The sequence below is a fragment of the Luteococcus struthionis genome (genome assembly GCF_048595755.1).
Lineage (GTDB): Bacteria > Actinomycetota > Actinomycetes > Propionibacteriales > Propionibacteriaceae > Luteococcus.
The window spans coordinates 292274-311804 of the sequence record NZ_CP184360.1 but is presented as its reverse complement, the minus strand read 5'-3'; the positions used below and the strand labels follow the sequence as shown (position 1 = coordinate 311804).

Annotated in this window: 21 protein-coding genes and 1 other RNA gene; 11 read left to right on the top strand and 11 right to left on the bottom strand. The window is 69.2% G+C overall.

The window, feature by feature from the left end; genetic code table 11:
* Positions 1–7 precede the first annotated feature (7 nt).
* From ACOAMO_RS01475 to ACOAMO_RS01460, 4 genes are all read left to right on the top strand, one after another.
* The gene (locus tag ACOAMO_RS01475; RefSeq protein ID WP_420175825.1) at positions 8–754 is read left to right on the top strand and encodes a zinc ribbon domain-containing protein; all 747 of its coding nucleotides are present in this window, start codon (positions 8–10) and stop codon (positions 752–754) included.
* Positions 755–850: 96 nt separating this feature from the next.
* A complete protein-coding gene (locus ACOAMO_RS01470; protein ID WP_420175824.1) occupies positions 851–2311 on the top strand; it encodes an RNB domain-containing ribonuclease in 1461 nt (486 codons plus the stop codon).
* Between the two features lie 13 nt (positions 2312–2324).
* An RNA gene (gene rnpB, locus ACOAMO_RS01465) (RNase P RNA component class A) lies at positions 2325–2738 on the top strand.
* Between the two features lie 591 nt (positions 2739–3329).
* Positions 3330–3863, top strand: a complete 534-nt coding sequence (locus ACOAMO_RS01460; protein WP_420175823.1) for a DUF4352 domain-containing protein — start codon at positions 3330–3332, stop codon at positions 3861–3863.
* Positions 3864–3977: 114 nt separating this feature from the next.
* On the opposite strand, the gene ACOAMO_RS01455 is transcribed toward ACOAMO_RS01460, so the two are convergent.
* From ACOAMO_RS01455 to ACOAMO_RS01435, 5 genes are read right to left on the bottom strand one after another with little or no spacing between them, the layout of a single operon-like run.
* Positions 3978–4613, bottom strand: coding sequence for an ABC transporter ATP-binding protein (locus ACOAMO_RS01455; RefSeq protein ID WP_420175822.1), 636 nt, complete (start codon positions 4611–4613; stop codon positions 3978–3980).
* Positions 4610–5503, bottom strand: coding sequence for an ATP-binding cassette domain-containing protein (locus ACOAMO_RS01450; RefSeq protein WP_420175821.1), 894 nt, complete (start codon positions 5501–5503; stop codon positions 4610–4612). Before ACOAMO_RS01450 ends, ACOAMO_RS01455 begins: the two co-directional genes overlap by 4 nt.
* Positions 5500–6366, bottom strand: a complete 867-nt coding sequence (locus ACOAMO_RS01445) for an ABC transporter permease (RefSeq protein WP_420175820.1) — start codon at positions 6364–6366, stop codon at positions 5500–5502. Before ACOAMO_RS01445 ends, ACOAMO_RS01450 begins: the two co-directional genes overlap by 4 nt.
* Positions 6359–7378, bottom strand: coding sequence for an ABC transporter permease (locus tag ACOAMO_RS01440; protein WP_420175819.1), 1020 nt, complete (start codon positions 7376–7378; stop codon positions 6359–6361). Before ACOAMO_RS01440 ends, ACOAMO_RS01445 begins: the two co-directional genes overlap by 8 nt.
* Positions 7366–9012, bottom strand: coding sequence for an ABC transporter substrate-binding protein (locus tag ACOAMO_RS01435; RefSeq protein ID WP_420175818.1), 1647 nt, complete (start codon positions 9010–9012; stop codon positions 7366–7368). The genes ACOAMO_RS01440 and ACOAMO_RS01435 overlap by 13 nt, the downstream gene beginning before the upstream one ends.
* Before the next feature lie 115 nt (positions 9013–9127).
* On the opposite strand from ACOAMO_RS01435, the gene ACOAMO_RS01430 reads away from it, so the two are divergent.
* Positions 9128–9433, top strand: coding sequence for an ArsR/SmtB family transcription factor (locus tag ACOAMO_RS01430; protein WP_420175817.1), 306 nt, complete (start codon positions 9128–9130; stop codon positions 9431–9433).
* A 29-nt stretch (positions 9434–9462) separates the two neighbouring features.
* Here ACOAMO_RS01430 and map read toward each other — a convergent pair whose 3' ends face one another.
* On the bottom strand, positions 9463–10314 hold the full coding sequence (gene map / locus ACOAMO_RS01425; RefSeq protein ID WP_420175816.1) for a type I methionyl aminopeptidase: 852 nt from the start codon (positions 10312–10314) through the stop codon (positions 9463–9465).
* A gap of 27 nt (positions 10315–10341) precedes the next feature.
* On the opposite strand from map, the gene ACOAMO_RS01420 reads away from it, so the two are divergent.
* Positions 10342–10596 (top strand): hypothetical protein, encoded by a 255-nt coding sequence (locus ACOAMO_RS01420; protein ID WP_420175815.1) that lies wholly within the window; start codon positions 10342–10344, stop codon positions 10594–10596.
* Positions 10597–10638: 42 nt separating this feature from the next.
* Here the strand turns inward: ACOAMO_RS01420 and ACOAMO_RS01415 are convergent, their stop codons facing one another.
* Positions 10639–11565 (bottom strand): DUF2510 domain-containing protein, encoded by a 927-nt coding sequence (locus tag ACOAMO_RS01415; RefSeq protein WP_420175814.1) that lies wholly within the window; start codon positions 11563–11565, stop codon positions 10639–10641.
* Positions 11566–11684: 119 nt separating this feature from the next.
* Between ACOAMO_RS01415 and glnA the strand changes: the two genes are divergently transcribed.
* Complete coding sequence (glnA, locus tag ACOAMO_RS01410; RefSeq protein WP_420176947.1) at positions 11685–12986, top strand: type I glutamate--ammonia ligase; 1302 nt, start codon at positions 11685–11687, stop codon at positions 12984–12986.
* A gap of 68 nt (positions 12987–13054) precedes the next feature.
* Complete coding sequence (locus ACOAMO_RS01405) at positions 13055–13681, top strand: DUF1707 SHOCT-like domain-containing protein (RefSeq protein WP_420175813.1); 627 nt, start codon at positions 13055–13057, stop codon at positions 13679–13681.
* On the opposite strand, the gene ACOAMO_RS01400 is transcribed toward ACOAMO_RS01405, so the two are convergent.
* Complete coding sequence (locus tag ACOAMO_RS01400; protein ID WP_420175812.1) at positions 13666–14439, bottom strand: sterol carrier family protein; 774 nt, start codon at positions 14437–14439, stop codon at positions 13666–13668. The genes ACOAMO_RS01405 and ACOAMO_RS01400 overlap by 16 nt on opposite strands.
* Before the next feature lie 141 nt (positions 14440–14580).
* On the opposite strand from ACOAMO_RS01400, the gene ACOAMO_RS01395 reads away from it, so the two are divergent.
* The 3 genes from ACOAMO_RS01395 to ACOAMO_RS01385 all read left to right on the top strand — a co-directional run bounded on the left by ACOAMO_RS01395 (position 14581) and on the right by ACOAMO_RS01385 (position 18698).
* A complete protein-coding gene (locus tag ACOAMO_RS01395; protein ID WP_420176946.1) occupies positions 14581–17568 on the top strand; it encodes a bifunctional [glutamine synthetase] adenylyltransferase/[glutamine synthetase]-adenylyl-L-tyrosine phosphorylase in 2988 nt (995 codons plus the stop codon).
* Positions 17565–18335: a decaprenylphospho-beta-D-erythro-pentofuranosid-2-ulose 2-reductase gene (locus tag ACOAMO_RS01390; RefSeq protein ID WP_420175811.1), complete on the top strand. Its 771-nt coding sequence runs from the start codon at positions 17565–17567 to the stop codon at positions 18333–18335. Before ACOAMO_RS01395 ends, ACOAMO_RS01390 begins: the two co-directional genes overlap by 4 nt.
* Positions 18336–18479: 144 nt before the next feature.
* Positions 18480–18698: a PIN domain-containing protein gene (locus ACOAMO_RS01385; protein ID WP_420175810.1), complete on the top strand. Its 219-nt coding sequence runs from the start codon at positions 18480–18482 to the stop codon at positions 18696–18698.
* A gap of 12 nt (positions 18699–18710) precedes the next feature.
* Here ACOAMO_RS01385 and ACOAMO_RS01380 read toward each other — a convergent pair whose 3' ends face one another.
* Genes ACOAMO_RS01380 through ACOAMO_RS01370 form a run of 3 tightly spaced genes read right to left on the bottom strand, consistent with a single transcriptional unit; the run spans position 18711 to position 19513 of the window.
* Complete coding sequence (locus tag ACOAMO_RS01380) at positions 18711–19118, bottom strand: hypothetical protein (protein WP_420175809.1); 408 nt, start codon at positions 19116–19118, stop codon at positions 18711–18713.
* Positions 19102–19299: a helix-turn-helix transcriptional regulator gene (locus tag ACOAMO_RS01375; RefSeq protein WP_420175808.1), complete on the bottom strand. Its 198-nt coding sequence runs from the start codon at positions 19297–19299 to the stop codon at positions 19102–19104. Before ACOAMO_RS01375 ends, ACOAMO_RS01380 begins: the two co-directional genes overlap by 17 nt.
* Before the next feature lie 22 nt (positions 19300–19321).
* Positions 19322–19513 (bottom strand): hypothetical protein, encoded by a 192-nt coding sequence (locus tag ACOAMO_RS01370; protein WP_420175807.1) that lies wholly within the window; start codon positions 19511–19513, stop codon positions 19322–19324.
* Positions 19514–19531: the final 18 nt, after the last annotated feature.

Sequence of the window (19531 nt, the reverse complement as noted above, 5' to 3'; positions counted from 1 at the left end):
AGAAGACATGCTCGCCGAACCGGCTGACCAGCTGCGGTTGCTCGACCTTGCCGCCCTTGACCTGCAGGTCAACCAGCTGAACCATCGGCGTCGGACGCTGCCGGAGCTGGAGACGATCAAGACGCTGATGGCCGAGCGTCAGCAGATGGTGGAGCAGCAGGTGGCTGCCCAGACCAGGCTGAGCGATGCGCAGGCCGACGCGAAGCGCGTCGAGGACGACCTGGTGCCTGCCCGTCAGCGGCTGGAACGAAACCAGAAGCGCGTCAATGACGGCAGCGTGGGCGATCCGAAGGCCCTGCGGGGGCTCACCGAGGAGATCGACCACCTGGGTGGCCGGATCCGCAAGCTCGAGGACGACCAGCTGGATGCCATGCAGGTGGTGGAGGACCTGACCGCCGAGGTGCGCGAGATCGACACCCGACGCAAGGAGCTCGAGGACCGCATCCGTGGGTTGATGGCCAAGCGGGATTCGCAGTTCAAGGACCTGGACGCCGAGCTGGAGGAGCGTCGCGTCGAGCGTGAGTCGCTGGTGCGGCTGCTTCCGGAGCAGTTGGTGGCTACCTACACCCGGCTGAGCGGACGCCTGGGGATCGGTGCGGCCGAGCTCAAGGCCAAGCGCTGCACGGGCTGCCAGCTGGAGGCCAATCTGGCCGACCTGCGTCGTTATGCCGAGGCACCGCCCAATGAGGTGCTGCGCTGCGAGGAGTGTGATCGCATCCTCGTGCGTACCAAGGAATCCGGCTTGCCGGAATGACCATGAGCAAGGAATCCGGCTTGCCGGAATGACCATGAAGAGGGAATCCGGCTTGCCGGAATGACAGTCCGCTGATCGTCCACCACAGGAGACGCCATGCCCGCCCGTCACATCAGGATCGTCCAGCAGGTTCCCGAGCCCATCCGGGCTGGCATCGACCGGTTGAGGGCCGAGCTGGAGGTTCCGTCCGAGTTCCCAGCCGAGGTGGAGCGCGCCGCGGAGCAGGCGAGCCAGTCGGGTGTCGACGCGGCGGCCTTCGGGCTGGGGGAGTGGGCAGACCGCAATGACCTGCCGCTGGTGACGATCGATCCCGAGGGTTCGATGGACCTGGACCAGGCGGTCTTCATCGAGCGCGACGGTGACGGTTTCCGCGTCTGGTACGCGATCGCCGACGTGGCGGCCTGGGTGGAGCCCGGTGGCCCCATCGACCAGGAGGCCCACCGTCGTGGACAGACCTTTTACGCACCGGCCGAGCGTGCGCCGCTGCACCCGACGGTGTTGTCGGAGGGGGCCGCGAGCCTGCTGGCCGACGGGCGCCCTCGCCCGGCCTTGCTGTGGCAGGTGGACCTGGATGCGAAGGGTGCCGAACGGGCCGCGACGGTGAGCCGCGCCATGGTCACCTCCCGCGAACGCCTCACCTACACCGAGGTGCAGCAGCAGCTCGACGACGGCAAGGCCCCCGAGTGGCTGCAGCTCTTGCGTGAGGTGGGTGAGCTGCGCCAGCAGCAGGAGATCGATCGCGGTGGCGTCAGCCTCGACCTGCCGGAGCAGGAGATCGTCGCCGACGGGGACCAGTGGCACGTCGAGTTCCGCTCGCCGCTTCCGGTCGAGGGCTGGAATGCCCAGATCTCGCTGCTCACCGGGATGGCCGCCGCCGGGATCATGTTGCGGGCCGCCACCGGCGTGCTACGTACCCTGCCCCCGGCACAGCAGCAGGACGTGGATCGACTGCGTGGCATTGCCAGGGGGCTGCGCATCCAGTGGCCGGCCGACATGGGTTACCCCGATTTCGTGCGCTCGCTCGACGTGCGCAAGCCCACCCATCTGGCCATGATGACCTCCTGCACGCGGCTCTTCCGTGGTGCGGCCTACACCGTGCTGGACGAGCAGACCGTCGGCGAGAACCTCAAGCACAATGCGCTGGCCACCAACTATGCGCACTGCACCGCACCGCTGCGTCGGCTGGTGGATCGTTATGTGGGCGAGGTCTGCGTCCACCTGTGCGACGGCACGCCGATCCCGCAGTGGGTGCTGGATGCGCTGCCCGCCCTGCCCGACGAGATGCGCGCCAGCGACCAGCGCGCCAAGAAGTTCGAGCGTGGCATCGTCGACCTGGTGGAGGCCCTGGTGCTGGCCAGTCATCGCGGGCAGCAGTTCACCGGCACCGTGGTGGACTACGACCCGAAGAAGGGCGAAGGCATCATCTCCATCGCCGAGCCGGCCACCGAGGCGCGCTTCCGAATGAAGGGGATCGCGCTGGGCGACGAGGTCACCGTCACGGTGAAGGAGGCCGACCTGGAGCGGGGCGTGGTCACCTTCCAGCCTGCCGCGTCGTAGACTGGACGACGGACGAGTTCGCCGGGTGGCCGCGAAGACCCAGGTCTTCGAGGAAAGTCCGGGCTCCACAGGGCAGGGTGGTCGGTAACACCGACCCGGAGTGATCCGCGGGAAAGTGCCACAGAGAACAGACCGCCAGCGGGCAACCGTTGGTAAGGGTGAAACGGCGGTGCAAGAGACCACCGGCATCCCAGGTGACTGGGATGGCCAGGCAAACCCCACCCGGAGCAAGACCAAGAAGGCCGTGCCTGCACGGCTGCGGACGTGACCGAGGGCTGCCCGCCCGAGCGTCCGGGTAGGTCGCACGACGCCATTCCCCTGGGGAGGAGGCGTCGAAGGTGTCTGGCAACAGGCATCGAAGATGGATGGTCACCCATCGCGGGGCAACCCGCGAGGACAGAACCCGGCTTACAGGCGAACTCGTCCCCCGAATTGCCTTATGCGCTTTGGGATCGCTGTCCTGCAACGGAATGTGGATGTTCATCTGGTGCCACGTGGTTTCGTGTGCTCACGGTCACGGCGTGGGGGGCACGACGGCCCACCGTGAACGCGAGAAAGCCCCCCCGGCTCTCACTCGTGAGAATGAGGGCCGGGGGGTCGTGCCGCCTACGCGGTCGCCGCGAAGGGGCGCACATAGGATCACCCCCTTTTCGGATCACCTTGTCTCGAGCCGGGGTGTAGTCGTGGTTGTTCGGGTAGTGCCGGAACGGCGTGAAGTCCTGACCACAGATGCCGCAGATGGTGCTGTCTTCGGGGATGTCCGGCGGGTCGTCGGGTAGAGCCCGTCGCGGCTCGGGGATCGTCTCGGGCCAGCGAACGCGTGCCGTCCGTAGCACCGTTAGATCCGAAAGAGTTGCGCCAGCGACCGAGGCTCGCCGGGGATGCCGTCGGTCATTGCCCTTGCAGCCTCCCATGCCTTGGCGACCATGATGACATGGCAGCCTACTGTGGAGAGGACGGCCCACACAGCTATGGCGGGAGGCATACTGGGGTCATCTCACTTACCGAAGGAAAGACCATGAAGCCTGCCGCCCTGGCCATCATCCCCCTGCTCGCCCTGACTGCCTGCAGTGGGGGAGAGTCCGCCCCGGCGGCCACCGTCACCGTGACCCAGACGGTCACCGCAGCACCAGAAGAGCAGCCCAGCGAATCTCCCAGCGAGGAGCTGAGCGAGAACCAGGAGCTGAAGCTGGGTGAGGTGGAGGTCTTCAATGTCGCCACCATGCAGGCGCAGCAGGTGAAGGTGCAGCAGATCGAGTACCGAGATTCGCCCGCCTACGCCGCACTGGTGAAGACCTGCAACACAAGCAAGGAAGCGCTGACGGTGGGGTGGGATGGGTGGTCCCTGCACGATGCTGAATCCCAGACCTTCCCCGCGGACAGTTCCACCATGGAGTCCGATCCCAAGCCAGTCTTCCCGCTCATACAAGAGCTTCCGGCGGGCAAGTGCGTAAACGGCTGGATGGTCTTCGAGGTGGTCAAGGGGTTCAAGCCAAGCGAACTTCGCTTCACGACAGAGTCTGGACAGGCAATTACGTGGAAACTGACCTGAGCCTTGGCTGAACCACTGATCGGTGCACCCAATTGGGTGGCCAGAAATTGTCAGACCATGCCAGTTATGTGACGGCATACACACGCCGATGCCGCCGGATGGGTGGCACCTCACCTAGCGGTCAGACCCAGCCGAGCCGAGGTCGACGACGTGGTCGGCCCACACCGCGAGCAGCTCGGGGTCATGGCTGATGGCCAGCACCCCCAGGCCGTTGCGGGCGCGACGCCGCAGCACCTGCACCAGCGCGGCGGTGCTCACCGCGTCGAGCATGGCGGTGGCCTCGTCGCAGATCAGGTAGTCGGGATCGTTGGCAAGTGCCCGTCCCAGGGCCGCGCGTTGTAGCTGGCCGTCACTGACCTGCGAGGGCAGCCGCTCCAGCAGGTCGTCGGTCAACCCCACCTCCCCGGCCAGGACCTTCACCCGCTCACGCCGCTGCGGGCCGGGCGGCAGGGCTTCGGCGAGGATGCCACCCAGGCGCATCCGCGGGCTGCACGAGCGACGTGGTGACTGGAAGAGCATCGTGACCCGGCCACTCATCCGGCCACGTTTGCCGGGAGGCAGGCCGTCACAGCTGACGCTGCCCGACTGCACCGGCACCAACCCGGTCAGCGCCCGGGCCAGGGTGGTCTTGCCCACGCCGCTGGGCCCCTGCAGCCCGACGGTCTGGCCCGGCTCCACCCGCAGCGAGACCCCGTCCAGCACACGTCGTCCTCCCAGGGTGACCACGACGTCGTCGGCGACCAGGCTCATGGCAGACCCCCTGCAGTCTTGTTCGACTCGGCCTGCAGGCGGTCCCGGAAGCTCACCGACGGATCCAGGTCGGTGAGTTCGGGCGGATCGCCTGCCACGGGGTGCAGCCCGTTTCGCGGCAGGGCCGCCAGCAGGGCGCGGGTGTAGTCGTGCTCGGGCTCGTGCCAGACCTGGTGTGCCGCACCCTGTTCGACGACGCGCCCCGCGTACATCACCGAGACGTCGTCGGCCCAGTCGCCATCCACCAGTCGTGACAGGTCGTGGCTGATGAGCAGGACGGCCATGCCCTGGTCGGCCTGCGCCCGCAGCCGGGCCAGCACCGCGTCGGCCAGTGCTGGCTCGAGGGCGGAGGTGGGTTCGTCGGCCACCAGGATGCGGGGCGTCCCGGCCAGTGCAGCGGCCAGCGCGGCTCGCCCGACCAGTCCACCGGAGAGCTCGTGGGGATGGGCGGCCAGCGCCCACCGGGGCAGTTCCGCCAGTGCTGCGAGTTCGTCCGGCCTTCGCGGATCGTCCAGGGCCCGCAGCACCTCGGCGAGCTGGCTGCCGATCGTGCGGGTGGGGGTGAAGGAGGTGGCCGGCGACTGGGGCACCAGACTGACGACGCGTCCCCGCACCGACCTCCACAGACGATGGCGTGGGTGCCCCAGTGCCCCGGTGAGATTGGTGTCGTCAACCTCCACCCGCCCGTGCACCCGGGTGCCGGAGGGCAGCAGCCCCTGGAGCACCGAGGCGATGACCGACTTTCCGCACCCGGATTCGCCCACCAGGGCGTGCACTCTCCCCGCGCGCAACTCCAGACCGACATCGGTTGCGGCATGCACCCAGGCGGCACGACCGCCGCGACGAGTGGGGATGCGCAAGGTGAGGTTCTCAAGACGGGCCAGCGTCATTCGAGCCTCCCAGGCTCGGTGGGGGAGAGTCGACGGCGCAGGGCGGCGGCCAGACCGGCGGTGGCCATGGTGGTGAGAACCAGCAGCGCCGCAGGGAAGAAGAGCGTCCACCACGCCCCGGTGAAGATCTCGCCGCGGGAGATCTCCAGCAGGGTGCCCAGCGAAGCACGATCCGGGGCGAGCCCCAGCCCGAGGAAGCTCAAGGTCGACTCGTGCCAGACGGCGTGCGGCAAGAGCAGCACCAGCGCCACCACGCCCTGCCCGGCGGCAGCGGGCAGCAGGTGGCTTCGCAGCACAGCCCATCGCGAAGCCCCGCCCAGGTAGGCGGCCTCGACGTACTCCATTCGATGGGTGGTCAGTGCCACCGAGCGCACCAGCCGGGCCACCTGGGGCCAGTGGGTCAGCGCCACCGAGGCGATGATGGCGGTCAACGATCCGGGGAAGAAGGCGACCACGACGATTCCCAGCACCAGGTGCGGCAACGCATTGGTGGCATCGGCCAGCCGCATCAACAACCCGTCCCACCAGCGTCCCGCAGCCGCCGCGACGGTGCCCACCAGCAGCCCGAAGACGGTGGAGACCGTGGCGCAGCAGACCGCGACCAGCAGGCTGACCCGCAGGCCCTGGGCCACGCGCAGGAACAGGTCGCGGCCGGCATTGTCGGTGCCGAACCAGTGCCGCAGCGATGGCGCCTGACGGGCGATGGACAGGTCCACCTCGTGCCATGCGCCCGGGGCAAGCATCGGCGTCAGCACGGCATGGCCCACCACGGCCAGCAGCACGGCCGTGCTGGCCTGCAGCGTGGCAGGCCGAGTCCGGCCAGAGTCGAGGTGTCCACGCGTGGGAAGCAGAGTGTCAGTCATCGCCCACCCTCGGGTCGAGCAGCAGGTAGCCGACATCGGCCAGCAGTGAGCCGAGCAGCACCAGGGCGGCGCTGGCCACGGTGAGGAAGGCCAGCAGCGACATGTCCAGGGTGCGGGCCGAGGTGACCATCGCGGCCGCCAGCCCGGGCCAGGCGAAGACCTCCTCCACCAGCACCGCTCCGACCACCAGTTCCGGCAGTCGTGCCCCGACCAGGGTCACCAGCGGCGCCATCGCCACCGGCCAGACGTGGCCGCGCACCACCTGCCGCCAGGGCAGGCCTCGGGAGACCGCCGAGCGGACCGCGTCGGAACGCAGCGCGGTGACCGCCTCGGCCCGCACGGCCAGCAGCAGCCACGGGCTCTGGGAGATGGCCAGTACCAGCGCGGGAAGCGCCAGATGCCTGGCGATGGTGAGGGCGTCCACCGGTCCCGAGGCCGGGGCGGCCCCACCTGCCGGGAACCAGCCCAGCGTCAGCGATCCCAGCACGATGGCCCCCAGCGCCAGCACGAAGGGCGGCACCGACTGGGCCACCACGGCCAGACCGCTTGCGGCTCGATCCAGCCACGATCCGGGCCTCAGGGCCGAGCCCAGACCACCAACCAGTCCCATCACGACGGCCAGCCCCAGGGCGACCGACGACAGCAGCAGGGTCCAGGGAAGCCGTTGCCCCACCAGCTGCGCCACCGGCATGGCGTGACTGTGGGAATGCCCCAGGTCACCGTGGAGCAGACCACGAGCCCAGTGGATCCAGGCCACGCTCCACGGCTGGTTCAGCTGCAGTGCCTCGGCGAGGTTGGCGCGCTGGGCGTCGCTGGTGAAGGGGTAGCGATCGCCCAGGTAGCCCACCAGCGGGTCGAAGGGTGAGGCCTCGGCCAGCAGGAACAGGCCAGCCGAGACCAGTACCAGCAGCACCAGGCCCAGCAGCACCCGGCGCAGCAACAGCCCTGCGATCTGCCGTGTGCGGCGTCGCCGACGGGCCCTGGCGAAGTCCTGCGCGCTCAGCGGGTCCACGAGGCGACATTCCACCAGGGGCCCCAACCGACACCGTGGGCGTGGGGTTCGACGGTCAGCGGGCCGCGTTTCCAACCGGCGTCGCGGGTGACATAGGTGTGGTCGACGAAGACCAGCATCACGTAGGCGGGATCCTTGAGGTATTCGTGCTGGACATTGCGGTACAGCGCATTGCGACTCTTCGGGTCGGAGGTGCGTCGGGCCTGGTCCAGCGCCCGGTCGATGGCCTTGTTGGCCACGCGTCCCGGGTTGTCGTAGATCGACGTGCCGTCGCGCGGACTGTGCAGTGCAGCGTAGACCTGCGTGTCGACCGAATAGGGCTTGTCGCCGCCACCCAGCAGGATCCCCAGCTCGCCGATCCGCGGCTCGATCCGGTCCCAGCCCAGCGCCTCCAGACGCACCTCCACCCCGATCTTCTTCATGTCGGCGGCAAAGGCGGTGGCGAGGTCTCGTCGGACGGTGTCGTCGGGGGTGTATGCCAGCGGGAAGCTGGCGCGGTGCCCGTCCTTGGTCAGCACGCCGTCCTTGCCCGGCCTCCAGCCGGCCTCGGCCAACAGTGCGCGAGCGGCATCCCGGTCATGGGGGAAGGTGGCATCGGCGGCGTGGGCCTGGCCGTGCACGGGGGACATCGGGGTGTGGGCCAGCCGGCCGTGCCCTGCCAGCACCGTGGTGAGCATCGCCTGGCGATCCACCGCCAGGTTGAGGGCCCGACGCACCCGAGGGTCACGGCCAAAGACGGAGTTGGCCGGCAGGGAGACCCCACGCCAGTCTGCGGACTGTGCCGTCACCACCTGCTGACCGGGAGATGTTGCGAAGCTCGCGGCCAGCGTGGGCGGAATCACGGTGCCGTCGAACTCCCCGTTGCGCACCCGCAGGGCACGGGCATTGTCGTCGGGCAGCAGCACCGTGGTCAGCCGCTTCACCTGGGGTGCGCCGCGCCAGTGCCCTGGATCGGCGACCAGGACCGCGCGGTCTGCGGTCAATGACTCCAACCGGTAGGGTCCGGTGCCCACCGGCTCGCGGTTCAGCGACGACTGTGAGGCCAGCCCGCCGGTGAGCTTCTCCGAGGGGGCGATGGCCAGCAAGAGCCGGGCCGGGAAGTCGGCGTAGGGGTACTTGAGGTGGAAGACGACACGTTGCTGCCCGGACGTCTCGACGGCCTCCACCCGCTGGATCATCTCGAAGGCCGAGGCGATCTCGGAACCGGACCTGGGATCGAGCACTGCCTGGTAGGTGGCGGTGACGTCGGCGGCGTCGAAGGTGCTTCCGTCGTGGAACTTCACGCCCGAGCGCAGCGGCACCGACCAGCGGGTGAGCTCGGCATTGTGCGTCGGCAGTTCGGTGGCCAGCGCGGGGGCGAAGCCGGGCAGCTGGTCCTCACGGGTGGGTGAGAGCCTCAGCAGGCCGTCGTAGAGCGGGGAGACGCCCAGCTCGCCGTGACCGGAGACCGGATTGAAGGCGCCCAGCTCGTAGGAATCTGCCAGCGTCAGGCTGGCCTGTCCGGTCTCAGCGCCGCTCTGCGAGGGATCGACCTGGGAGGTGCCGGGGGACGGCGGTGCCGTCACGCTGCAGGCGGTCAGCGACAGCAGCGCTCCCAGCGCGAGGGTGACGAGGCCCCGCCGAGTCTGGTGCATGGTCCTCCCCGATCGTGCGACCTCGGCCAAACATGTGTCCAGCCGTAAACATATCGGGGACCGTATCATGACCGCCACAGGCACCGACCTGCAGCGAACGAGCCACGGGAGAGCCATGACCAAGCACGTGAACGTCACGACGCCACCCGACGCGCTGGACGAATGGGCGCAGCGCTTCGCGCTGCTCTCCGACCCGACGCGGCTACGGTTGCTCACCCACATGCACCTCAATCCCAGCTCCCGGGTGGCAGACCTGGCCGAGGCTGCAGGAATCACCCAGACCGCGGCCTCACAGGCATTGCGCGTGCTGCGGGAGCGCGGCTGGGTGGAGGGGCACCGCGAAGGGCGTGAGGTCTACTACCGGCTGGTGGACCAGGATGCCCACGCCGTGCTGCACCTGACCGGCCAGAGCCACGGCTGAACGGCCCGGCTCGCGAGCGGATCCGTGGCTCAGTCCATGCGAGTGATGATGTCGGCGCCGTCGGGCGTCACGACGATGGTCTGCTCGAACTGTGCCACGCGGGAGCCGTCATTGGTGACCACGGTCCAGCCGTCGTCCCACTGGTGACTGCGGTAGTCGCCCAGGCACAGCATCGGCTCGATGGTGAAGGTCATGCCCACCTCCATCGGCGTGTCCAGGCGCGGTTCGTCGTAGTGCAGGATCACCAGGCCGGAGTGGAAGGCGGTGTGGACGCCGTGACCGGTGTAGTCGCGCACCACGCCATAGCCGAAGCGCTTGGCATAGCTCTCGATCACGCGGCCGATGACGTTGATGGGGCGGCCGGGGCGCACCATCTTGATGGCGCGGTTCATCGCCTCCTGGGTGCGCTCGACCAGCAGCCGGGACTCCTCGTCGACGTCGCCGCACAGGAAGGTGTAGCAGTTGTCGCCGTGCACGCCGTTCTTGTAGGCGGTGACGTCGATCTTGACGATGTCACCGTCCTCCAGCGGGCGGGCGTCGGGGATGCCGTGGCAGATCACCTCGTTGACGCTGGTGCAGCAGCTCTTGGAGAAGCCGCGGTAGCCCAGCGTCGACGGGTAGGCCCCGTGGTCGAGCATGTACTCGTGCGCGATGCGATCCAGTTCGTCGGTGGTGACCCCGGGGGCGACGGCCTTGCCGGCCTCGTGCATGGCCCCATGGGCGATCGCACCGGCCTCGCGCATCTTCTCGATCACTTCGGCCGACTGCACATTGCTGCCCATGTACGGTTGGGGAGCAGGCCTGTCCACGTACTCAGGACGCGGAATCGATGACGGAACGGCACGGCGCGGGCTGACGGGATGGGGCTTGATTGCAGTCACTCGAAGCAGTCTAGTCAGGAGGCAAGGATGCCCGAACAGGAGCAGTGGTACTGGTCGCTCAAGGAGCACCGCGTCGTCGGTGAGGGCGAGGCCAAGGCGGAGGACCGGCTGGGCCCCTACCCGACGCGCGAGGAGGCTGCCAAGGCACTCGACCACGTGCAGGAACGCAATGAGCAGTGGGTCACCGATCCTCGCTTCAACGATCCCGACGAGGACGACGAGGGCAAGGACGAGGACGACGAGCCGCGCTTCCGCTTCGACGGCAGCCCGATCGAGGACTGAACCAGCTGCTGGGCGGGTCAGTTGCTGGTCGGGCCAGCTCGGTCAGCCGGTGGTCATCCGGCTGATCGAGTCCTCGATCTGGCTCAGCGTCTCGCCGTCACCGATGGTGGCCGAGCTGACGAAGACCCCCAGTGATTCGGGGTCGCCGGTGTCGACGACGATCACGTCGATCACGTCGCCGTCCACCTGCGGCAGGTCCTCCATGTCGACGTAGACCTCGCTGCGCAGCCGCCAGCCCTGCTTGCCGTTGATGTCGACGGCCTCGCTCTGGAGGTCCTTGCGGCCGGTGAAGCCCGAGTAGTAGCCCGAGGTGGCGAAACAGCTCATCATCATCCGGGCGCTGTTGCGCGGCTCCTCGAACCCGTCGGCCTTCGACACCGCCCCCACCGCCTGCACCGAGAACCAGCGGGTGCCCAGCGGCGAGGAGTAGATCGTCTTGGTCTGGGCCTGCATGTCCTGGGTCCAGGGCAGCAGGAAGACCGCCCCGGTCGCCTCGTCCCAGTCGCCCTGGCGGGGGATCACCAGGCCACCGCCGTGCAGCTGGTCGCCGCTGATCGGCACCACGCTGCCGCCCGTGGTGGGGCAGTCCACCATCGCACCGCCGGTGGGGGCTGGTTCGCTGATGCCGGAGGGTTCCGGGGTGGGCGGGGAGGTCTCGTCCCAGACCGGCCCCTGCGGCGAGGAACTGTTCGTGTCCTCCGGGACGGCCTGGAAGCCGTCGTCATTGCGGAAGAACAGCGCCCACACCAGCAGGCTCAGCGCGAGGATCGCCGCGATGGCCGCGATCAACCCACGATTGGACTGCTGCTGCGGTGCTGCCCCGGGAGCCGACGAGAAGCCCTGCGGCTGCTGGGGGGCGGCGGAGCCAGCCGGGTCGGTGGTGGTCTGCGCAGACCACGAAGTGCCGTCCCAGTAGCGGAAATGACCGGGATTTCCGGCGGGATCGGGGTACCAACCTGGCATGGACATGTCCCCAATCCTAGGTGGCCGCGCACGGGCAGCCCCAAGGCCAAACCGTAACCCCGCTGAAACACGACAATTGGCAGACTGGGGCCATGGACAGGCAGACAGAGTTCGTACTGCGCACGATGGAGGAACGCGACGTCCGCTTCGTGCGACTGTGGTTCACCGATGTCTTGGGCTCGCTCAAGTCGGTGGCCATCGCCCCGGCCGAGCTCGAAGGGGCCTTCGCCGAGGGGATCGGCTTCGACGGTTCGGCGATCGAGGGCTATGCGCGCATCTACGAGTCGGACATGGTGGCCCACCCCGATCCGGCCACCTTCCAGCTGCTGCCCTGGCGCACCCAGACCAACACCGCGCGGATGTTCTGCGACATCCAGCTGCCCGACGGTTCGCCCAGCTTCGCCGATCCCCGGCATGTGCTGAAGCGAGCCCTCGACAAGGCCTCGGAGATGGGCTTCACCTTCTACATCCACCCCGAGATCGAGTTCTTCCTGTTCAAGTCCCCGGTGGTGCCGGGCGTGGAGCCCACCCCGCTCGACCAGGGCGGCTACTTCGACCACACCACGCTGGGGGACGGCACCGACTTCCGCCGCGACGCGATCCAGATGCTCGAACAGATGGGGATCAGCGTCGAGTTCAGCCACCACGAGGGCGCGCCGGGACAGCACGAGATCGACCTGCGCTATGCCGACGCCCTGACCATGGCGGACAACATCATGACCTTCCGCGTCGTGATGAAGGAGGTGGCGGTGAACCAGGGCATCGAGGCCAGCTTCATGCCCAAGCCCTTCACCAACCACCCGGGCTCGGGCATGCACACCCACATGAGCCTGTTCGAGGGTGACACCAATGCCTTCTACGACGCCTCCGACGCCTACCGGCTCTCGCGCATCGGCAAGCAGTTCGTCGCCGGTCTGCTGCACCACGCCCCCGAGATCACCGCGGTGACCAACCAGTGGGTGAACTCCTACAAGCGCCTCGCCGGAGGCGGCGAGGCGCCCTCCTATGTCTCCTGGGGGCGCAACAACTCCACCGCCCTGGTGCGCATCCCGATGTTCAAGCCGGACAAGGCCTCCAGCGCCCGCATCGAGCTGCGCTCGCCCGACTCGGCGACCAATCCCTACCTCACCCATGCGCTGGCGTTGGCCGCCGGCCTGTCGGGCATCGAGAACGAGATGGAGCTGCCCGAGGAGGTCAGCGCGGACGTCGACGCCCTGACCGATCGGGAGCGCCGGGCCCTGGGCATCACGCCGCTGCCGCGAAACCTGGACGACGCGATCCGTGAGATGGAGAACTCGGAGCTGGTGGCCCAGACGCTGGGCGAGCACGTCTACGACTACTTCCTGCGCAACAAGCGCGCCGAGTTCGACGCCTACCACCGGCAGGTGACCGCCTACGAACTGCAGACGATGTTGCCCCGCCTCTGAACCACCGCCTCTGAATCACCGCCTGTGAACCAGCGCCTCTGGACCACCCGGGGGCCTAGGCTGCTGCCATGAGCGAGAAGCTGCCCGAACGTCCGCTGCGAGTGGGGGACGCGCAGCGTCAGCAGGCCGTCGACAGGCTCTCGCAGGGCTACGAGCTGGGCATGCTGAGCCTGGACGAGTTCAGCGAACGTACCGACCAGGCGTGGGCCGCCACCACCACCGTCGATCTGGAGCAGGTCTTGCGCGACCTTCCCGTGGCGGCGATGCCCCCTTCCGGTCAGGCCCTGGCGCCCACCACCTCGACGCTGCCGCAGGTGATCCGCACCGACGGCTCGGCCGGGGTGCCGCTGACGGTCGCCCTGATGTCGGGCACCGACCGTTCGGGGGACTGGACGGCCGCCGGAAACCATGTGGCGGTGGCGATCATGGGCGGGGTCGGTCTCGACCTGCGCGAGGCCAGCTTCACCGAACCGGAGACCACGATCACGGCGGTGGCGATCATGGGTGGCGTCGAGGTCATCGTGCCGCCTCACGTGCGCGTCAGGGTGCACGGGCTGCCGCTGATGGGCGGCTTCGGGGCGGAGGGTTCGGTGAACCCCGCGACGCTGCCGCCGGATGCCCCGCTGGTCACGATCACCGGGGTGGCCATCATGGGTGGGGTGGGCGTCAAGCGCCTCGACTACGACGAGGACTGAGGCGCCAGCTGGATCACCGGCAGCATTCGCTCGAGCGCGCGGAAGTGGGTGCCGGAGGCGGTGGCGCGGGCCTGGTCGAGCGCCTGGTCCAGGGTCATCAGCCCGGTGCCCAGCCGCAGCCAGGTGAGTTCGTCGGTCTCCACCACATTGGGCGGCGTGCCGCGGGTGTGGCGCGGTCCCTGCCCGAAGGCGCCCACCTGCACGGCACTGGCGGGTGGGATGCGCACCTCGATGGTCTGCCCCGGGTACCGCTCGGACAAGGCCTGGGAGAGCAGCCGGACGCACATCCGCAGCGCGGCGGGCTGCAGGGCGCCGCGTCCGGAGGCATCCGCGATCACCGCGAGTTCCAGCAGGGTGGCACGCAGGTAGTCGACCACTGCGGTGTCGCCATAGCGATTGTGGACGGCCACCGGCAGCGGACCGTCCAGCACCGCCTGCAGCATCGCGGTCCGGGTGGAGCACAGCCGCTGCAGCGTCGGCGGTGGGGTGTTCTCGGCCAGCTCGAGGCTGAGCGCCTCCAGGCCGTGGTCGCTGGTGTCGGGCAGGGCCCGGTGCTCCAGGTACTGCCCCCAACTCTGCTGGCGTGCCGTGGTCGGGTCCTGCAGGGCGACCATCAGGTCGTCGAGCAGCACGATCATCCGGGCCCGCGCCAGCGGGTGCAGCGGGAGGTCTTCCTGGCTGAGCGCACGGCACTGCCCGATCAGGACCTCGCACGAGGTGCGCAGGGTCCGATCGCTGCGTGCCGCCATGATGCTCATGCTCCAATCTTTTGTCACGGGGGTTTCCGGACGGTGACCCCGACATGACCGGTAGACGAATGAGAAATCCTCATCTTGCCTCATCAAACTCACATTCGTGGCGTGGAGCTGAAAAACTGGGATGCAGAGCAGGAGGAACAGATGCGGATCTCCACCACACCCGGGCAGCTGGCCCGCCGCGGTTTTCTCGACATTGCCCGCGCGCAGGAGTCCTTGGCGGCCATCGTCGAACGCGGCCGGTGCGGCTCGCGGCTGGGGCAGACCAGCGAGGAGCTGGTCGGCTGGCTGCGGCGCTTCGAACACGCCCCCGATCCCGATCTTGCGCTGCGCGGCCTGGATCGCTTGGACGAGTCGCAGGAGCACCAGGGGCTGCTCGCACGGGTGCTGGAGGACGATGAGGCCAGCCTGCGGCTGCTGGCGGTGCTGGGCGGTTCCCAGGCCCTCAACCAGCACCTGGTGAACCGCCCCGAGGCGTTGGAACTGCTGCTGGCCCCGCCCTCCCGTCACGACGCCGAGCAGATCCGTCGCCAGGTGATGGAGGCCATCGGTGCCGATCCGGCCGCCGACCTGCCCGTGGCCGAGGGGGCACGGGCCGCCGACCAGCTGCGCGTCGCCAATCGGGACCACCTGGTGCGCATCGCCGCCCGTGACCTGACGGCGCCCGACCCGCTGGCCATCGTCGACGACGTGGCGGCCGAGCTTGCCGACCTGGCCGATGCGCTGGTGGACGGGGCCCTGGCGATTGCGCGCAGCCAGGTGCCGGGCCATGAGCACGCCCGGCTGGGCATCGTCGCCATGGGCAAGTGCGGGGCGCAGGAGCTGAACTACATCAGCGACGTCGACGTGATCCACGTGGCCGAACCCGCCGACGAGCAGACCAGTTCGGCGCGGGCGGTGGAGATTGCCACCCGACTGGCGGCCAAGGTGGCGCAGATCTGTTCGGCCCATTCCGCGGCGGGATCCATCTGGCAGGTGGATGCCAACCTGCGCCCCGACGGCAAGTCGGGGCCCCTGGTGCGCAGCCTGGCCAGCATGGAGGCCTACTACGGCAAATGGGCCAAGAACTGGGAATTCCAGGCCATGCTGAAGGCCCGCGCCATGGCCGGTGACCGGCAGGTGGCCCAGTCCTTCGTCGATCTGGTGGCCCCGCTGGTGTGGCGCGCGGCCGAGCGCGAGCACTTCCTGGCCGAGACCCAGGCGATGCGGCAACGGGTGATCAGCCTGTTGCCCGCCAACCAGGCCGATCGCGAGATCAAGCTGGGCGCCGGTGGGCTGCGCGACGTGGAATTCTCCGTGCAGTTGCTGCAGCTGGTGCACGGCCGCGCCGACGATCGGCTGCACGTGCGAGCCACCCTGCCCGGGCTGGCCGCCCTGGTGGCACACGGCTACATCGGCCGCGCCGACGGTGCCGAGCTGGACGCCTCCTACCGTTTCCAGCGTGCCCTGGAGCATCGCATCCAGCTCTACAAGCTGCGTCGCACCCACCTGCTGCCCGACGACGAGCGTGAGCTGCGGGTGATCAGCCGCGCGATGCGGATGGCTGGCGGGGCCGAGGAGCTGCTCAAGACCTGGCGCGCCACCTCGCGCCGCGTGCTGCGACTGCACCAGCGGGTCTTCTACTCACCGCTGCTGGCGGCGGTCAGCAGCCTGCAGACCGACGAGCTGAAACTCACCCCGGAACAGGCCCGCGACCGGATGCGGGTGCTGGGCTTCAGCGATCCGGGCGCGGCCCTGCGCCACATCGAGGCGCTCACCACCGGCTCGACCCGCTCGGTGGAGATCCAACGGCAACTGATGCCGGCGATGCTCGCCTGGTTCGCCGAGGGGCCCAACCCGGACCACGGCCTGCTCAGCTTCCGCCAGGTCTCCGAGGCGCTGGGCACCAGCCCCTGGTACCTGAGGGCGCTGCGCGACGAGGGGGAGATGGCCGAACGGCTGGCCCGGCTGCTGTCGTCGAGTCGGTTCGCGGTCGACCTGCTCAAGCGGGCCCCGGACACGGTGCGGCTGTTGTCCAGCGATGCCAACCTCAGGCCCAGGGGACGCGACGAGGTGCTGGCCTCGATGCTCAGTGCCGTCAAGCGCCACGACGACGATGCTGCCGAGGCGATCGCCGCGGTGCGCGGCATCCGACGAGCGGAACTCTTCCGGCTGGTGGCCGGCGAGATCCTCGACGCGGTGGAGCTGGAGGAATTGGGTGCCGGACTGTCCGACCTGGCCGGGGCCACCATCGACGCCGCGCTGGCGGTGGCCCGCCGAGCGGTTCCGGAGGCCCCCGAGATCGGCGTGGTGGCGCTGGGCCGATGGGGCGGCCGAGAGATGGGGCTGGGCAGCGACTGTGACGCCATGTTCGTGATGGCCGACAGCGACGACCCCGACGCGGTCAGGAAGGCCACCTCGCTGGTGACCACGGTGCGCAAGCTGCTCTCGGCGCGTGGCCCCGATCCGGCCCTCGAGATCGACCCCGACCTGCGGCCGGAGGGCAAGAACGGCCCGATGGTGCGCAGCCTGTCGAGCTACCGCGCCTACTACCAACGCTGGTCGGTCACCTGGGAGGCGCAGGCGCTGGTGCGGGCCGCGCACGGTGCCGGGTCGCGTGAACTGACGGGCCAGTTGCTGGAGATGATCGATCCGCTGCGCTGGCCCCAGGGCGGGCTCGAGCGCGGCCAGCTGCAGGAGATCCGTCGGCTCAAGGCCCGGATGGAGACCGAACGGATGCCGCGCGGCAGTGACCCGCGGCGCAACACCAAGCTGGGGCCCGGCGGTCTGTCCGACGTGGAGTGGACCGTCCAGGTGCTGCAATTGCAGCACGCCCATCAGGTGCCGACGCTGCGCACCCCGTCCACCCTGCAGGCGCTGGACTCGGCCGTGGTCGCCGGGCTGGTCGACGCCGAGGATGCCCGCTCGCTGGAGGACGCGTGGCGGCTGGCCAGCCGGCTGCGCAACAAGATCATGCTGGTGCGGACCCGCCCCAGCGACGTGATCCCCGGTGACAGTCGTGAGGTGGACGCCATCGCCACCATGCTGGGCCACGAACGCGGGCAGGCCTCACAGCTGGTCGACGACTGGCTGCGCACCGCCCGGCACGCCAGCCAGGTGGTGGAGAAGTACTTCTGGGGAGGAGATCGATGAGCGCACTGTTGCTGTTGGGCGGCCGGTCCGGGATCGGGCTGGCCATCGTGGAGGCCTTGTTGCGCGAGCATCCCGGCAGCGACGTGCTGCTGGCCCGGCGCCCTCGTCCGGAGGCTGCCGCGGACGATCCAGTGCTGGCGGACGATTCAGTGCTGGCCGAGCGGTTGCGCGCCGCGGGGGCGGGCCACGTGAGGGCGATCGACTTCGACGCCACCGCCCTGGACGAGCACGAGGCGCTGGTGGGCAGGATCTTCGCGGAGCACCGGGTGAGCCACGCGGTGGTGGCCTTCGGCGTGCTCGGTGACCAGGAACGGGCATGGACCGACGTGGCGGCCGCGCAGCGCTTGATGACGGTGAATGCCACTGCTGCCGCGGGGCTCGGCGTCGCACTGGGCAATGCGATGCGCCGGCAGGGGAGCGGGGCGATCGTGGCCCTCAGCTCCGTCGCGGGCGTGCGGGTGCGGCGGTCCAATTTCGTCTACGGCGCGAGCAAGGCCGCGATGGACGCCTTCTACCTGAACCTGGGCGTCGCGCTGCGGGGAACGGGGGTGCGGGTCCTGGTGGTCCGGCCCGGGGCCGTCGCGACGGGGATGATCGCCGGCAACCAGCCCGTCGCCTTCACCGTCGAGGCCGACGAGGTGGCCCGGGCGACGGTCCGGGCCCTCGCGCAGGGCAAGGACGTGGTGCACGTGCCCCGGCTCTTCGGGCCGGGGATGGCGCTGGCCGGTCTGGTGCCGCAGGCCCTGTGGCGGCGGCTGCCCGTCTGAGCCGTCGAGGGGATCGCAGACATGTGCATGCCAATGTATGTGCATGGCGGTACTTGAGCGACGGCTCCAGCCATGGAGTCCGAGCTGGCGGAGCGCTTCTCGTGATCTCTGCCTTCGTCGACACCTCGGTCCTCCAGGCGCTGGTTGCTGAACATCGTCGTCGTCCATCCCTTCGACGAGCAGGTGGCCAGGGGCGCCATTGACGTGGTGGAGTCCGCGGGCGTCGGGGGTCGTGATGCGGTGCTGGCGGCGACCGCCCGAGCTGCCGGTTTCGACGAGCTGGTCACCCACGATGCGAGTTTCGTCGCACCCGCCGGGCTGCAGCTGGTCACCGCGGAGGAGTTCCTCGCCGGTCGTCCCTGACGGGTGCACCCCTCATCCGTGGCGCTGCAGCCACCAGTGGGAGGCGACGAAGACAATCAGCTGCAGCCATGCGACCCCGCCCAGCGCGGTCAAGGGGGCGACGCCCCAGACGACGGCCACCATCGCCGCGCAGCAGGCCAGCGGGGAGGCCAGCCCCACGCAGGCCCCCGCCTTCGTCAGGATCTGCGTGTCCCGCTCGTCGGCCTGGCCCTTGGCCCCGCGGACGAAGGCACTGTTGCTACCGCCCCGGGTCCGCTGGGCGATGAGAAGGGCGCCAATCACCAGACTGCCGCCACACAGGGCGCCCCAGGCCGTCGACGGTTCCCGAGGGTACAACGCTGCGAAGATGGTGAGGACGACGACGAAGGCAAAGGGGGCGGTCGCCCGTCGGTGAAGGGTGCTGTCACTTCTCGTCGACATGGAAGATCTCCTCGACGGGGCGGCCGAACAGGCGCGCCAGGTGGATGGCCAGGGGGAGCGACGGGTCGTACTTGCCCGTCTCGATGGAGTTGATGGTCTGCCGTGAGACGCCGAGGCGCTCTCCCAAGGCACCCTGGGACAACCCGAGCGCCTCGCGCAGCGTGCGCACGTCGTTCAGCATGGGTGGTTTCCGGGCGAGGTGGTCACTGCTTCTTCATGGTCTTGCTGAGCAGGTAGACCCCGACGACGCACAGCAGGATGGCGGCGACCTGCATGATCCGCTGCCAGGGCTGGGCGTCGACGGCGCCGGAGGTGCCGCCGAGCAGCAGTCCCATCATGATCGGGGCCATGGCGGTGGCCTGCTGCTTCTGTGCGGGGGTCTGGTTCTGGCCCATGGCGGGACTCCTGTCTGG